The organism is Neotabrizicola sp. VNH66 (assembly GCF_049445895.1).
Taxonomy (GTDB): domain Bacteria; phylum Pseudomonadota; class Alphaproteobacteria; order Rhodobacterales; family Rhodobacteraceae; genus Pseudogemmobacter.
In genome coordinates, this window is record NZ_JBMSDW010000015.1 from 16,770 (window position 1) to 30,522 (window position 13,753).

The following is a 13,753-nucleotide window of genomic DNA, read 5'->3' on the forward strand; positions in this document are numbered from 1 at the left end:
AACAATAGCCTGTAATATCTCGGCAGCTTGAGCGTCTCCTTCCATGCACGGCCAGCAAATGCGTGACCTTGGAGGCAAGCAATGCATCAGCATGATCAAACACAGAAGCCGGATGACCCCGCAGCGTGGTACAAGACACGTTGGGGATTGGCATTGGTTGGGTTGGTTGCGCTGAGCGCGCTGCTCCTCCTTTACGAGCACCGGCTGCACATTCCCTTTGGAAATCTGCTGGTGATCTTGCCGCTGTTCGCCTGTATCGGCCTGCATTCCCTGATGCACGGCGGGCACGGCAGCCATGGCGGGCGCGGAGGCCACAGCGGTCTTGGCGGTCGGTCAGGCGATATCACCGGCCCGGCGACGGAGAAGCCTCCCGAAAACAGCGAGGGAGGCCCGCGATGACCCCGGATACCGCACCTGCCTACGGGCTATGGCTTCTCGCGTTTGTAAATGCGGCCGTCTTCATCATGTTTGCCTTGAGTTTTAGCAAGCCGCAGACGCCGAGGGATTGGCGCAGCTTTGGCGCGTTCAGCGCTTTTCTGGTCGCTCTCTTTGCCGAGATGTACGGCTTTCCGCTGACCATCTATCTGCTTTCTGGCTGGCTTGGCACCACCTACCCTGGCATCGACTGGTTCTCGCACGATGCTGGCCACCTGCCCGAGATGATGTTCGGCTGGCGAGGCAGTCCGCATTTTGGACCGTTCCACCTTCTGAGCTACTTGCTGATCGGTGGAGGTTTCTGGCTGCTCTCGGTCGCGTGGCCGGTGCTTTACAAGGCGCAGCGCGCCGGGCGGCTGGCCACGACCGGGCCCTACGCCCGCATCCGGCATCCGCAGTATGTGGGCTTTGTGCTGATCCTGACCGGCTTTCTGGTGCAGTGGCCAACCATCCTGACCTTGGCGATGTATCCGGTGCTTGTCTGGATGTACCTCCGCCTTGCCCGCAGCGAGGAGGCCGAGGCGCGCGAGCGGTTTGGCGCGGAATATGACGCCTGGGCAAGCCGGGTGCCTGCCTACTTGCCGACAAGCCGTCCCGAAAGCGGGGCGACTTCCTGATCGTCGGCCTCTCCCAACAAGGGCGGCGGCGCAGAGGCTCTATTCCCGCCCGAGCAGAATGGAACACAGAATGAGCGACATCGACACCAACTCGGGAACCGACCGGCTGGCCGACCGCTTTCCGACCGCCTACACGATCCTCTTCGCGCTGATCGTGCTGGTCGCGGGCCTGACCTGGCTCATCCCCGCCGGCCGCTTCGACCGGGTGGAGAACGAGGCCGTCGGCCGCGAGATCGCGGTCGCGGGCACCTACAAGACGGTCGAGGCCAACCCGCAGGGGGTCATCGACATCGTGATGGCGCCGGTCGCGGGCTTCTACGATCCCGACAGCTATGCCGCCAACGCCATCGACGTGGCGCTGTTCGTCCTGCTGTTGGGCGGGTTCCTGGGGGTCGTGAACGCCACCGGCGCCATCGACACCGGCATCCGCCGGGCGATGTCCGGGCTGAAGGGGCGCGAGATCTGGATGATCCCCTTCCTGATGAGCCTCTTCGCGCTTGGCGGCACGACCTATGGCATGGCCGAGGAAACGCTGGCCTTCTACGGGCTTCTGGTGCCGGTGATGATCGCGGCGGGCTATGACTCGGTGACCGGTGCGGCGATCATCCTGCTGGGGGCCGGGATCGGCACGCTCGGCTCGACGATCAACCCCTTCGCCACGGTGATCGCCTCGAACGCCGCGGGCGTGGCCTTCACCGAGGGGCTGGCGCTGCGGCTGGTGATCCTGCTGGGCGGGCTGGTCATCTGCATCGCCTATGTCATGCGCTATGCGGCCCGCGTCCAGCGCGATCCGTCGCGGTCGCGGGTGGCCGACCTTGCCGCCGACCACCGCGCCGCCTTTACCGATGCCAGTGGGAAAAGTGCGGGTGACATGCTGACCGGCACCCAGTCGGTCGTCCTTGTCCTCTTTGCGCTGACCTTCGTCGCGCTGATCTGGGGGGTATCCTCGCAGGGCTGGTGGATGGCGCAGATGAGCGCGCTGTTCTTCGCCGCCGCCATCGTCGTCGGGCTGGTCGGACGGCTGGGCGAAAAGCGGCTGACCGGCGCCTTCATCGACGGGGCGCGCGACCTGCTGGGCGTGGCGCTGGTAATCGGGCTGGCGCGCGGCATCGTGGTGGTGATGGAACAGGGGCTGATCGCCGACACCATCCTGAACGCCGCCGCCGGGGCCGTCTCGGGCCTCTCGGACCTCGCGTTCATCAACCTTCTCTACTGGATCCAGGTGGGGATGAGTTTCTTCGTTCCGTCCTCCTCGGGCCTTGCGGTGCTGTCGATGCCGATCCTGGCGCCCTTGTCGGACTTTGCCGGGGTCGACCGGTCACTGGCCGTCACCGCCTATCAGTCGGCCAACGGGCTGGTGAACCTGATCAACCCGACCTTCGCGGTGGTGATCGGCGGGCTGGCCATCGCGCGGGTGCCTTACGAGCGCTGGCTGGGGTTTGTCTGGCCGCTCCTGCTGATCCTGACTGTCTTCATCATGGCCGCGCTCAGCGTCGCCACCTATCTCTGACCGGAGACTCCCCATGTCCGAACCAACCCTCGGCGTCCATTCCGAGTCCGGCCGACTGCGCCAGGTGATCGTCTGTCGCCCCGGCCTCGCCCACCGCCGCCTGACGCCGGAAAACTGCGACGATCTTCTGTTCGACGACGTGTTCTGGGTCAAGCAGGCGATCAGGGACCACGCGGTCTTCACCGACCTGATGCGCGCCGAAGGCATCGATGTGCTGGACGCGAACGACCTTCTGGCGGAAACGCTGGACATCCCGGCGGGCCGCGCCTTCGTCCTTGACCACCGGATCACGCTGACCACCGTGGGCGCGGGCATGGTGGAACCCCTGCGCCTGTGGATGGAGGCACTGCCGGGGGCCGATCTTGCGCGCTGGCTGATCGGCGGGCTGACGGTGGGCGACCTGCCCTTTGCCCCAGAGGGGTTGTTCGGGGCCTGGCTTGGCAAGGCGGGCTTCATTCTGCCACCCTTGCCCAACATGATCTTCACCCGCGACAACAGCGCCTTCGTCCACGGCGGCGTGTCGCTGAACCCGATGTTCTGGGCAGCGCGGAAGCCCGAGACGCTGCTCACCACCGCGATCTACCGCCACCATCCGAAATTCGCCGGCCGGGTGCGCGAGTTGTTCGGCGATCCCACCCGCGATTTCGGCCCGGCGAGCCTTGAGGGCGGCGACATCATGCCGGTGGGCCGCGACACCGTGCTGGTCGGCATGGGCGAGCGATCCTCGGCCCAGGGCATCGGGCTTTTCGCGCAGGCTTTGTTCGACCAGGGCGCGGCGTCCCGCGTCGTCGCCTGTCGCCTGCCGCGCACCCGCTCGGCGATGCATCTCGACACCGTGTTCACCTTCTGCGGCGGCGATGTGGTGACAACGTTCAAGGAGGTCGCCGACGGCATCACCTGCTTCGACCTGCGCCCCGACGGGCCGGGCAAGCCGTTCCGCGTCACCGAGGACCGCCGCCCGATCTTCGAGGTCGTGGCCGAGATCATCGGTTACAAGAAGCTCAGGATCGTGCCCACCGGCGGCAGCGACCCGGCCGAGCGCGCCCGCGAACAGTGGAACGACGGCAACAACGTGGTGGCGCTCCGCCCCGGCGTGATCGTCGGCTACGACCGCAACGACGACACCAACGCCATGCTGCGCGCCGAAGGCATCGACGTGCGCGAGATGCCGGGGGCCGAGCTTGGCCGGGGCCGGGGTGGCGGCCATTGCATGACATGTCCGACGATCCGCGACCCGGCCTGACACCGAAGGAAAAGAACCATGAGCTTCAACCTGCGCAACCGTCATTTCCTGACCCTGCGGGACTATACCCCGGCGGAAGTCGGCTTCCTGCTGAAACTCTCCGCCGACCTCAAGGCCGCCAAATACGCCGGGACCGAACAGCCGCTGCTGAAGGGCCGCGAGATCGCGCTGATCTTCGAGAAGGATTCCACCCGCACTCGCGTCGGCTTCGAGGTCGCCGCCCATGACCAGGGCGCACATGTCACCTATCTCGGCCCCACGGGCAGCCACATCGGCCACAAGGAGAGCGTGAAGGACACTGCCCGTGTCCTGGGCCGGGTCTATGACGCGATCGAATATCGCGGTTTCGGCCAGGAGATCGTCGAGACGCTGGCCCGGCACGCGGGCGTGCCGGTCTACAACGGCCTGACCGACCAGTTCCACCCGACCCAGGTGCTGGCCGATTTCCTTACTATGCAGGAACATGCCGAAAAGCCGCTGAGGAAGATCGCCTTCGCCTTCCTTGGCGATGCGGGCAACAACGTCGGCGAAAGCCTGTTGATCGGCGGGGCCAAGATGGGCATGGACGTGCGGTTGGGCGGGCCCAAGGCCTGCTGGCCGAAGAAACCGGTGATCGACGAGGCCGAGGCCATCGCGAAGGAGACCGGCGCGCGGATCACCGTGACCAAGGACCCGGACGAAGCGGTGAAGGGCGCGGATTTCCTGTATACCGATGTCTGGCTGTCGATGGGCGAGGCCAAGGAAAAATGGGCCGAACGCATCAAGCTGCTGACCCCCTGGCGGATCGACGCTGCGATGATGGCCCGCACCGGAAACCCGCGGGCGCGGTTCATGCACTGCCTGCCGGCCTTCCACAACACCGAAACGGCGGTAGGCCGCGAGATCGCCGAAAAGTTCGGCCTGACCGAGATGGAGGTCAGCGACGAGGTGTTCGAAAGCCCGGCCTCGGTGGTATTCGACCAGGCCGAGAACCGGCTGCACACGATTAAGGCGGTGCTGGTCGCCACGCTGGGGGGCTGAGGCGATGCTGGTGGTCGCGGCGCTTGGCGGCAACGCGCTTTTGCGCCGGGGCGAGCCGATGACGGCGGAAGCACAGCGCGCCAATGCGGCGCGGGCGGCGGTGGCATTGGCCGGGCTGGTGCGGGCCGGGCATGATCTGGTGGTGACCCATGGCAACGGCCCGCAGGTCGGCCTCTTGGCCTTGCAGGGTGCGGCCTACCGGCCCGATGCGCCCGATCCGCTGGACCTGCTGGGTGCCGAAACCGAAGGCATGATCGGCTATCTGATCGAGCAGGAGCTGGAAAACGCCGTTGGCCACGACCGCCCGGTCGCAGCGCTGCTGACGCAGGTGGTGGTCGATCCCGCCGATCCCGCCTTTGCCCGCCCGACCAAGCCCGTCGGCCCGGTCTATGCCGAGGCCGAGGCAAAGCGGCTGGCGACCGCGCGCGGCTGGACCGTCGCCCCGGATGGTGCGTCGTGGCGGCGGGTCGTGCCTTCGCCGAAGCCGGTCGAAATCCCCGACCTGCAGGTGATCCGCCTGCTTCTGGCGCAGGGCGTGGTGGTGATCTGCGCGGGCGGCGGTGGCATTCCGGTGGTGCGGCGGGTCGACGGCAGCCTTTCAGGCATCGAGGCGGTGATCGACAAGGACCACGCCAGCGCGCTTCTGGCCCGAAACCTCGGGGCCGATGCCCTGCTGATGCTGACCGATGTCGACGGCGTGCAGGAAGGCTTCGGCACGCCCGCCGCGCGGCGCATCCCGCGCCTGACCGCCGCCGAGGCTGCACGATTGACGCTACCCGCCGGGTCGATGGGGCCGAAGGTCGCTGCCGGGCTGGCCTTTGTCGCGGCCGGCGGCAGGCTGGCGGGCATCGGCCGGATGGAGGACGCGGGTGCGATCCTGCTCGGCGCGGCCGGAACAGTGATCTCGGGATAGGGAAAGGACAAGTCCATGTGTCTTTCGGCAACGGTCAGTTTTACCGCCAGCGCACTGCTCACGGCGGGCGGGGCGGCCATCATCGTCAAGGCCGCGCGCAGCAACTGGCGCTACCTGCCCATTGGGTTGATGCCGCTTTTTGCAGGCATCCAGCAGTTCACCGAAGGCTTCGTCTGGGTTGGCGTCAACGGCGGCGACCATGCCACGATGGTCTGGGGCGCGATGGGCTTCATCTTCTTCACCTGGTTCATGTGGCCGTTCTGGATTCCCTTCTCGGTCTGGGTGCTGGAGCCGCCGGACAGCCGCCGCCGTCCGTGGTTCCTGGCGATGACCGGCGTGGGGCTGCTGCTTGGCCTGCTGCTCTACATTCCGCACGGCTTCGGCACCGACTGGCTGGTGGTCACGGTCAACCGCGACTCGCTGGCCTACGAAAACTCGATGCTGCTGGACCAGTTCCTGCCGCGCTGGGTCAGCTACGCGCTCTATGTCTTCCTGATCATCGCGCCGCCCGCCCTGTCGCGCTACCGGCACATGCGGCATTTTGCGCTGACGGTGGCGGTGGTGGTGATCTTTGACGTGACGCTCTTGCGCTATGCCTACATCTCCTTCTTCTGCCTCTTGGCAGGTCTGGCGACGATTCATCTCGCCTGGATCATCCTGACCAACAAATGCGCCGAAGAGTGTCCGGAACTCTTCGGACACGCCGCGCCGGGCCGGGTCTGATCGGTGCTTGAAGGCAAGGATGTAATCGCAGGCTGCCGTGCGCGTCCATTGACATATGAAACACAACCGACCGGAGGATCCGAAATGACTCGTCCCGACTTCAGGCCGCTGTACATCGTGCCGATGGGCGTCACCCTGTCCGGCTTTCCTGCGGCGACCTACGTCCTTTGCCTGCTCGCAGCCCTCGTCCTGCCGCCGCAGGGGATGCGCATCGTCTTCGAGGCGGTCATACCGGGCTTTGTCTGGCTGACCGCCACCAGCGCGGTCCTGGGGCTGCTTTGGGTGGTCTTCATCGGCTGGTACATCGCCGTCCTCTTCGTGCCGATCCGCAACTACGCCTTCCGGCGGTTCGCCTGACGAAAGAGGCCGGAGCAACCAGCATGACGCCGCTTCCCCTGATCCTCCCGCTGCCCGGCAACGAGAGCTTTGCACGCGACCTCGCCGCAGCCGGGGGCGGCGACATTGGCGCGGTCGAGACCCGGCGCTTCCCGGACGGCGAGACCTACCTGCGGTTGCTGTCGCCGGTGGCTGGGCGCGCGGTCGATATCGTTGCCACGCTCGCCGGGCCGGATCCCGACTTCCTGCGCCTTGCCTTTGCCGCCGATGCCGCCCGGGCACAGGGCGCTGCGCTGGTCCGGCTCGTCGCGCCCTATCTCGCCTACATGCGCCAGGACAAGGCATTCCACCCCGGCGAGGCGGTGACATCGGACACTTTCGCCCGGATAGTGTCGTCGCTGTTCGACGGGCTGGTGACGGTCGATCCGCACCTGCACCGCCGGGCGTCGCTGTCCGACCTTTACAGCATTCCAGCGGCGACGGTGCAAGCTGCTCCCGCGCTGGCCGACTGGATCGCGGCAGAGGTCGAACGCCCGCTCTTGATCGGGCCGGATTCGGAGAGCGCGCAATGGGTGGAAGCCATCGCCGAACGTATCAGTGCACCCTGGAGGGTGATGGAAAAGACGCGGCGCGGCGACTATGACGTGTCGGTCGAGTTGCCGGACCTTTCCGGCCACGCGGCCTGCACGCCGGTGCTGGTCGACGACATTGCCTCTTCGGGGCGCACGCTGATCGCGGCGGCGGGGCTTCTGGCGGCGCGCGGCATGGCGCGGCCGGTCTGCGCCGTGGTCCACGCGCTGTTTGCCGGCGACGCCTATCCGCGGCTTCAGGCGGTCGCGGCGCGGGTGGTCTCCTGCGACAGCGTGCCCCATCCGTCGAACGCGATCCCGCTTGCCCCGCTTGTCGCGGCGGCACTGGCGGCGCTGCCCGAGCGGTCCGGAACCTGACAGGAGAATGCCCATGCTGACCCTCACCACCCACGGCGCCGCTGGAACCGTCACCGGATCGCGTCATCTTCTGACCCGCGGTAACCAGCGCATCCTGGTCGACTGCGGCATGTTCCAGGGCCTGAAGAACCTGCGCGACCTGAACTGGGAGCCGTTTCCGGTCGAACCGCGGTCGATCGGCGCGGTGGTCTTGACCCATGCCCATCTCGACCATTCCGGCTATCTGCCGAAGCTGGTGGCCGACGGCTTTCGCGGCCCGATCTACGCCACGCCCTCCACCCGGGCGGTGGCCGAACTCATCCTGCGCGACAGCGGCCACCTGCAGGAAAAGGACGCCGAATACGCCAATCGCAAGGGTTTTGCCAAGCACAAGCCCGCCAAGCCACTCTACGGCGTCAAGGAGGCCGAACAGGCGCTGAAGGCCTTTGTCGATGTCGATTTCCATGCGCCGACGACGATCCTCGGCGATGCGGAACTGACCTACCGGCACGCGGGCCACATCCTTGGCGCGGCGACCGCCGGCATCGACTGGGGCGGGCGCAAGGTGGTGTTCTCGGGCGATCTTGGCCGCTACGGCGACGAGGTGATGGTCGATCCCGAAGCGGTGGAGGAGGCCGACCATATCGTCATCGAATCCACCTACGGCAACCGCAGCCACGACCAGACCGACCCGGCCGAGGCGCTTGCGGCACTGATCTCGCGCACCGCCGCACGCGGCGGCACGGTGGTGATCCCGGCCTTCGCGGTCGGGCGGGCGCAGAGCCTGCTCTACTACATCTGGAAGCTGAAGCAGGGCGGGCGGTTCCGCGACCTGCCGGTCTATCTCGACAGTCCGATGGCGATCAACGCCAGCGAACTGCTGTGCACCTATCCCGACGACCACCGGCTGTCGCCCGGCATCTGCCGCGACGCCTGCGCCATCGCCACCTATGTCCGCGATGTCGAAGGGTCGAAGGCGATCACCGCCAATGCCTACCCGAAGATCGTGATTTCGGCCAGCGGCATGGCCACCGGCGGCCGCGTCCTGCACCATATCCGCGCCTTCGCGCCCGACCGGCGCAACCTGATCCTGTTCTCGGGCTTCCAGGCGGCGGGGACGCGCGGGCGCTCGATGGTCGACGGCGCTTCCGAAGTGAAGATGTTCGGCGAATGGGTGCCGGTGCGGGCCGAGGTCGCCAACCTGCCGATGCTGTCGGCCCATGCGGATGCGGGCGAGCTCTTGCGCTGGCTGGGCGGCTTCCGCGCCGCGCCGAAGCATGTCACCATTGTCCACGGCGAGCCCGACGCGGCCGAGGCGCTGCGGGTGAAGATCAGCCGCGAACTGGGCTGGCGCGCGGATGCGGCGCGACAGGGGCAGGAGTTCACGCTTTGACCCTTCGGGACGGCGGCGATCCGGCCCCGGCGCCGATGCGGCTGGTCCGGGTCGGGCTGCACAGCCAGGGCGAGCCATTGGCCCTGATGCGGACCGATTGCCATGTCTGCCGCTCCGAGGGGCTTCACGCCCGCGCCAAGGTCGAGATCGCGACCGGCGGGCGGCGCGTGACGGCACGGCTGCTTCAGGTCGAGGCGGGGCTTCTGAACCCGCACGAGATCGGCCTGTCGGAGGACGCCTGGATGCGCCTTGGTGCGACCGAGGGCGCGGTGGCGACGGTCCGCCCCGCCCCGCCGGCAGCGTCGATGTCGCTGGTGCGGCACAAGCTCTACGGCGGCGCGCTGGCGCAGAAAGATTTCACGGCGATCCTGGGCGATGTGCAGGCTGGGCTTCTGAGCGACGTCCAGCTTGCCACCTTCCTTTCAGCCGGGGCTGCGCTGCCGCTGGATGACGAGGAAACCACTGCGCTGACGCGCGCCATGGTCGTGGTCGGCGACCGGTTGTCCTGGGACGCGCCGCGCGTCATGGACAAGCATTGCGTCGGCGGGCTGCCGGGCAACCGTACGACGCCGATCGTGGTGGCGATCGCCGCGGCCTGCGGTCTGGTGATCCCCAAGACCTCGTCGCGCGCCATCACCTCGCCCGCCGGAACGGCCGACACGATGGAGACGCTGGCGCCGGTCGATCTCGACCTGCCCGCGATCCGCCGCGTGGTGGAAGCCGAGGGCGGGTGCATTGTCTGGGGCGGCGCGGTCCGGCTCAGCCCGGCCGACGACGCCTTCGTGCGGATCGAGCGCGAGATCGACATCGACGCCGAAGGTCAGCTTATCGCCTCTGTCCTGTCGAAGAAGGTCGCCGCCGGATCAACCCATGTCGTCATCGACATTCCCGTCGGCCCGACCGCCAAAGTGCGGACCGCCGAGGCGGCGCGTGGGCTCGCGACCCGGCTGTCGCTGGTGGGCGCAAGGCTGGGCCTGAAGGTTGCTTGCCTACTGACCGACGGAAGCCAGCCGGTCGGGCGCGGCATCGGCCCAGCCCCGGAGGCGCGGGACGTTCTTGCCGTCCTGCGCGGCGAGCCCGAAGCGCCGCTGGACCTGGCCGAGCGCGCTCTGGCCTTGTCGGCGGTTCTGCTTGAAACCGGCGGGGCGGCGGCGCCCGGCACCGGTGCCGATCTTGCGCGGGCGGTTCTGTCCGACGGTCGCGCCTGGGCCAAGTTCGCCGCCATCTGCGAGGTGCAGGGTGGCCTGCGCCAGCCGCCCGAGGCGGCCCAGATCCGCGCGGTGACGGCACACTTCGCCGGGCAGATCACCGCCATCGACAACCGGCGTCTGGCCCGGCTGGCCAAACTGGCCGGGGCGCCGGGAAACCCCGCCGCCGGACTTGTCCTTGCGGTTCATGTCGGCGACACGGTCGCAAAGGGCCAGCCGCTGTTTCATCTTCATGCGGCCAGCACCGGGGAAATCGCCTATGCCATCGACTACTGGACCGGCGCACCCGCCATCACCGTCGCCGGGTGACCGGCCCGGCCGGCTTGGTCGCGGCACGGTCGCCAGTCTGCTTGCGGTCGCGACGCTGACGGCGCTGTGCTACCCGCTCCTCTCGGTCGGTCTGACCTATGCGCCGCCGTTCCAGTTCGCAGTATTGCGCGCCGGGACCGCGGGGCTTGCGCTGCTGATGCTGGCCCTCATGCTGCGCCGTCCCTTTCCCCAGACCCGTGGGTTATGGCTTCGCGTGGCGCTGTCCGGCCTGTCGGCGACGACTATCGGGTTCGCCGCAATGTTCGGCGCTGCAGGCTTGGTAGCGCCTGGCATCGCGACCGTGGTGGCAGGAACACAGCCTATCGTCGCAGCCCTGCTCGCCTTGGCGATGTTCGGCCAGCCCTTCAAAGCGAGGCAAGCCGCCGGTATGTCCATCGCGCTGGCGGGGATCGCGACGATGACACTTCAGGACATCTGGGCAGGCGGCTCAACGGCGGCCTTGGGTGTTGTGTTGGTCATGGCGGCAACTCTTGGCACCGCTTTCGGCAATGCTCTTACCAAGCGGTTTGCCTCGGATGTGGATCCGGTCGCGGCTGCGGCGGTTCAGCTTCTGCTTGGCGCAGTTCCTCTCGCGCTTCTGGCTTTTCTGACCGAATCATGGTCGTCGCAGATCCTGAACCCCAGCTTTTTTGCGCTGGTGGCAGTCCTTGGCATCGGTGGCACGGCGGTCACATTCACACTGTGGATCGCAGTTCTGAAGGACTGTCCGCTGAACGCCGCGAACGCCTTCAACTTCCTCGCCCCGCCGATCGGTGTTGCGATCAGTGTCGTGTTCGTGGGCGAGAGCCTCGCGCCATCAACAATAGCAGGAATGGCCCTGACGCTCATCGGGATCGCGCTTGCCCTCTCACGCAGAAAATAGGGGTATCGGTGGGAGTCTTGGAATGCGATCATCATGGTGCTGTTTCCTGTTCAACCCATCCCATGCAAACTGTGCAGACTGCCCGTCAGAAGGATTGGAATCACCATAGGCCCGGCAACGACAAGAACCAGCGCGCGCTCCCACCATTGCCGCAGCCGCGCGCACAAAAGGGCGGTTAGCGTGACCGCCAAAGTTGCTTCGAACACGCCGAAGATATCTCCGTAGAAGCGACTGTCCCAGTAGCTGACTGGACTTTGGAACACCCAGTCGGAAACAGGCCAGAATTGGCGGCGGGCGTCATCGTGATGGGTCAGGAAATCCGCAAGGGCATGCAGGAGACCGGCACCCGCAAAGGCGCGCAGGATGATCTGTCTGCGCCAGACAGCCAACCCGAGCAGCCCTCCCCAGAAAAAGAAGCTGTGGTCAATCGCAAAGACCGACTGCCAGGTCTCTGAGAAGAAAAGCGTGCTGAAGACCTCATGTTCTGGCACGCCAACAACCCGGGTCGCCCAGAGCACCATCGCAAACATCGGCAGGTCCGGGGCTAGCCCTCCTGCGAGCGCTGCGATCAAGGTTGCCGGTGCTAGTGGCCGCGTGCAGACGGCAGCCCCGATCAGCATGTGCGACGGCGTGTTCATGACCTCAGCAGACCGGGTCCGGCATGGATGCTTCGTCCTCTGCAATCCGGCGCAGCAGCGCATAGGGGATCGCGCCGTTCAGGACGGTCCGTCCCACCACCAAGCCCGGAGTGCCGACAAACCCGAATATGTCGGCAAGTGCCCGCGTCCGGTCGAGGTCTGCCTGCACTTCCGGGGATGTCATGTCGCGGGCCAGCCGGTCGGCGTCGAGACCGACGTCGGCCGCCACGCGCAGGACTGAGGCCTCCTCGGCCACGAGCGGTGTTCGCATGAAGCGGCGGCGAAGCTCCTGCTGCTTGCCTTGCCGTGCAGCCGCGACCGAAGCGCGCGCGGCAAGCTCGGAGGGAGGTCCGAAGATGGGGAGTTCATGTTGGACAAGGCGGAAGGAGGCAGGAAATTCGGCCAGCAATGTGTCGAGGTCCCGCTCCAGCGCCCGGCAGTAGGGGCAGCGGAACTCGCTGAAATAGGCAATCGGCACGACTCCCGGTGTCCCGTCGGTGCCAAAGAGGGCAGGGCAGGGGTCGACACGCACAACTTCAGCACGCGCGAGGCGCTGGTCTGCATCTTCTGACGGCGGATCGAGGCCAATGAATGCCGGCGTTGCTCCGGACGTTTGGCCACTCCCTTCATGGCGGCGAAACGGCGGCAGATCCGCAATGTCGGCATAGCGCGGCCCTCGGCCCGGGAGCCGGTCCCAGGGAAGGGCACGCAGACCATAGATAAGGGCAACGATCCCGCCGAAGACAAGAAAGTCGCGGCGTCTCACGTTCACACCACAGTCACCGGTGTTCCAACCGGCACCTGTTCGTAGAGCTGGATCACATGCTCGTTTAGCATCCGGATACAACCGTTCGACACGGACTGGCCGATGGACCACGGCTCGGTCGTGCCATGGATACGGTAGTAGGTATCGCGCCCTTCCCGGTAAAGGTAGAGCGCGCGCGCCCCAAGGGGGTTGTTCGGCCCGCCTGGGACACCATCGGCGAACTGGGCATAACGGTCAGGATTGCGGCGGATCATGTCGTTCGTCGGACGCCAAGCAGGCCATTCGGCCTTGCGCTCGATGATCGCGGACCCCCTGAAGGCAAGTCCGGCCTTGCCGACACCGACTCCGTAACGGATCGCACGCTCGGTGTCGAAGACATGGTAGAGAAAGAAGCTTCGCGGGAACACGAGGATCTGTCCGGGCGCGTGCTGCTCGCGGACGCGCACCTCGCGCGGCTGGAACTCGTCGGCCAGCACGAATGGCTCTGCGGTATGGGCCCGAAGGATGGTGGGCGAGGACAGCGCCGCAAGTGCGGCCCCGCCAATGAGGAAGCGTCGGGAAATCATGCTGTCTCCTGAGAGGAACGAGAAGGATCGGGTTCGTTCAGGAGACGCGTCGCGGCGGAGGGGTATGGGGGTCCAAACTGCGGCTGGAGCCCATGACCGGCGTGATCTCGAAATGCGACGATCCGGCCACCGCCATCAGAGTGACAAGCAATGGCTCGCCGGGGAAAACAAGATGACACGTCCCGTGTCCTGACCCCTCGCCGCAGAGCGCATCCTGTATCAGGGGCTGGGCGTGAAGTGCGTCAGCATGCGTTCCGTGCGGCGATC

15 protein-coding genes are annotated in these 13,753 nt (G+C 66.7%); 12 read left to right on the plus strand and 3 right to left on the minus strand.

The features are described from left to right. The first annotated feature begins 81 nt into the window (after nt 1–81). The 12 genes from ACO2Q5_RS18000 (at nt 82) to ACO2Q5_RS18055 (ending at nt 11,516) form a co-directional block, all read left to right on the plus strand. Complete coding sequence (locus ACO2Q5_RS18000) at nt 82–399, plus strand: DUF2933 domain-containing protein (protein WP_423293625.1); 318 nt, start codon at nt 82–84, stop codon at nt 397–399. Next, on the plus strand, nt 396–1,052 hold the full coding sequence (locus ACO2Q5_RS18005; protein ID WP_197646667.1) for a methyltransferase family protein: 657 nt from the start codon (nt 396–398) through the stop codon (nt 1,050–1,052). The genes ACO2Q5_RS18000 and ACO2Q5_RS18005 overlap by 4 nt, the downstream gene beginning before the upstream one ends. Before the next feature lie 70 nt (nt 1,053–1,122). Then, nucleotides 1,123–2,562, plus strand: coding sequence for a YfcC family protein (locus tag ACO2Q5_RS18010; RefSeq protein WP_423293627.1), 1,440 nt, complete (start codon nt 1,123–1,125; stop codon nt 2,560–2,562). Nucleotides 2,563–2,575: 13 nt separating this feature from the next. After that, nucleotides 2,576–3,805, plus strand: a complete 1,230-nt coding sequence (locus ACO2Q5_RS18015) for an arginine deiminase (protein ID WP_197646671.1) — start codon at nt 2,576–2,578, stop codon at nt 3,803–3,805. 18 nt (nt 3,806–3,823) lie between these two features. Beyond that, a complete protein-coding gene (argF, locus tag ACO2Q5_RS18020; protein ID WP_423293630.1) occupies nt 3,824–4,825 on the plus strand; it encodes an ornithine carbamoyltransferase in 1,002 nt (333 codons plus the stop codon). A gap of 4 nt (nt 4,826–4,829) precedes the next feature. Continuing rightward, on the plus strand, nt 4,830–5,738 hold the full coding sequence (arcC, locus tag ACO2Q5_RS18025; protein WP_423293632.1) for a carbamate kinase: 909 nt from the start codon (nt 4,830–4,832) through the stop codon (nt 5,736–5,738). A 15-nt stretch (nt 5,739–5,753) separates the two neighbouring features. Beyond that, entirely contained in the window at nt 5,754–6,461 is a 708-nt protein-coding gene (locus ACO2Q5_RS18030) for a DUF6629 family protein (protein WP_423293634.1), read from the plus strand. A gap of 84 nt (nt 6,462–6,545) precedes the next feature. Then, complete coding sequence (locus ACO2Q5_RS18035; protein ID WP_423293636.1) at nt 6,546–6,818, plus strand: hypothetical protein; 273 nt, start codon at nt 6,546–6,548, stop codon at nt 6,816–6,818. Between the two features lie 23 nt (nt 6,819–6,841). Further along, the gene (locus ACO2Q5_RS18040) at nt 6,842–7,744 is read left to right on the plus strand and encodes a ribose-phosphate diphosphokinase (protein ID WP_423293638.1); all 903 of its coding nucleotides are present in this window, start codon (nt 6,842–6,844) and stop codon (nt 7,742–7,744) included. A 13-nt stretch (nt 7,745–7,757) separates the two neighbouring features. After that, nucleotides 7,758–9,116, plus strand: coding sequence for an MBL fold metallo-hydrolase RNA specificity domain-containing protein (locus ACO2Q5_RS18045; protein WP_197646677.1), 1,359 nt, complete (start codon nt 7,758–7,760; stop codon nt 9,114–9,116). 35 nt (nt 9,117–9,151) lie between these two features. Beyond that, nucleotides 9,152–10,633, plus strand: coding sequence for a thymidine phosphorylase family protein (locus ACO2Q5_RS18050; RefSeq protein WP_423293769.1), 1,482 nt, complete (start codon nt 9,152–9,154; stop codon nt 10,631–10,633). Beyond that, nucleotides 10,584–11,516: a DMT family transporter gene (locus ACO2Q5_RS18055; RefSeq protein ID WP_197646678.1), complete on the plus strand. Its 933-nt coding sequence runs from the start codon at nt 10,584–10,586 to the stop codon at nt 11,514–11,516. The genes ACO2Q5_RS18050 and ACO2Q5_RS18055 overlap by 50 nt, the downstream gene beginning before the upstream one ends. A gap of 50 nt (nt 11,517–11,566) precedes the next feature. Here the strand turns inward: ACO2Q5_RS18055 and ACO2Q5_RS18060 are convergent, their stop codons facing one another. From ACO2Q5_RS18060 to ACO2Q5_RS18070, 3 genes are all read right to left on the minus strand, one after another. Continuing rightward, complete coding sequence (locus ACO2Q5_RS18060; protein WP_423293640.1) at nt 11,567–12,046, minus strand: cobalamin biosynthesis protein CobQ; 480 nt, start codon at nt 12,044–12,046, stop codon at nt 11,567–11,569. A 112-nt stretch (nt 12,047–12,158) separates the two neighbouring features. Further along, nucleotides 12,159–12,926, minus strand: coding sequence for a DsbA family protein (locus ACO2Q5_RS18065; RefSeq protein WP_051911385.1), 768 nt, complete (start codon nt 12,924–12,926; stop codon nt 12,159–12,161). After that, a complete protein-coding gene (locus ACO2Q5_RS18070; protein ID WP_035714035.1) occupies nt 12,923–13,486 on the minus strand; it encodes a L,D-transpeptidase in 564 nt (187 codons plus the stop codon). The genes ACO2Q5_RS18065 and ACO2Q5_RS18070 overlap by 4 nt, the downstream gene beginning before the upstream one ends. Nucleotides 13,487–13,753 lie beyond the last annotated feature (267 nt).

Excerpts from the sequence above, each read along its gene's own strand:
- ACO2Q5_RS18000 (WP_423293625.1), top strand. The coding sequence starts at position 82 with ATGCATCAGCATGATCAAACACAGAAGCCGGATGACCCCGCAGCGTGG.
- ACO2Q5_RS18005 (WP_197646667.1), top strand. The coding sequence starts at position 396 with ATGACCCCGGATACCGCACCTGCCTACGGGCTATGGCTTCTCGCGTTT.
- ACO2Q5_RS18010 (WP_423293627.1), top strand. The coding sequence starts at position 1,123 with ATGAGCGACATCGACACCAACTCGGGAACCGACCGGCTGGCCGACCGC.
- ACO2Q5_RS18015 (WP_197646671.1), top strand. The coding sequence starts at position 2,576 with ATGTCCGAACCAACCCTCGGCGTCCATTCCGAGTCCGGCCGACTGCGC.
- argF (WP_423293630.1), top strand. The coding sequence starts at position 3,824 with ATGAGCTTCAACCTGCGCAACCGTCATTTCCTGACCCTGCGGGACTAT.
- arcC (WP_423293632.1), top strand. The coding sequence starts at position 4,830 with ATGCTGGTGGTCGCGGCGCTTGGCGGCAACGCGCTTTTGCGCCGGGGC.
- ACO2Q5_RS18030 (WP_423293634.1), top strand. The coding sequence starts at position 5,754 with ATGTGTCTTTCGGCAACGGTCAGTTTTACCGCCAGCGCACTGCTCACG.
- ACO2Q5_RS18035 (WP_423293636.1), top strand. The coding sequence starts at position 6,546 with ATGACTCGTCCCGACTTCAGGCCGCTGTACATCGTGCCGATGGGCGTC.
- ACO2Q5_RS18040 (WP_423293638.1), top strand. The coding sequence starts at position 6,842 with ATGACGCCGCTTCCCCTGATCCTCCCGCTGCCCGGCAACGAGAGCTTT.
- ACO2Q5_RS18045 (WP_197646677.1), top strand. The coding sequence starts at position 7,758 with ATGCTGACCCTCACCACCCACGGCGCCGCTGGAACCGTCACCGGATCG.
- ACO2Q5_RS18050 (WP_423293769.1), top strand. The coding sequence starts at position 9,152 with ATGCGGCTGGTCCGGGTCGGGCTGCACAGCCAGGGCGAGCCATTGGCC.
- ACO2Q5_RS18055 (WP_197646678.1), top strand. The coding sequence starts at position 10,584 with ATGCCATCGACTACTGGACCGGCGCACCCGCCATCACCGTCGCCGGGT.
- ACO2Q5_RS18060 (WP_423293640.1), bottom strand. The coding sequence starts at position 12,046 with ATGTTTGCGATGGTGCTCTGGGCGACCCGGGTTGTTGGCGTGCCAGAA.
- ACO2Q5_RS18070 (WP_035714035.1), bottom strand. The coding sequence starts at position 13,486 with ATGATTTCCCGACGCTTCCTCATTGGCGGGGCCGCACTTGCGGCGCTG.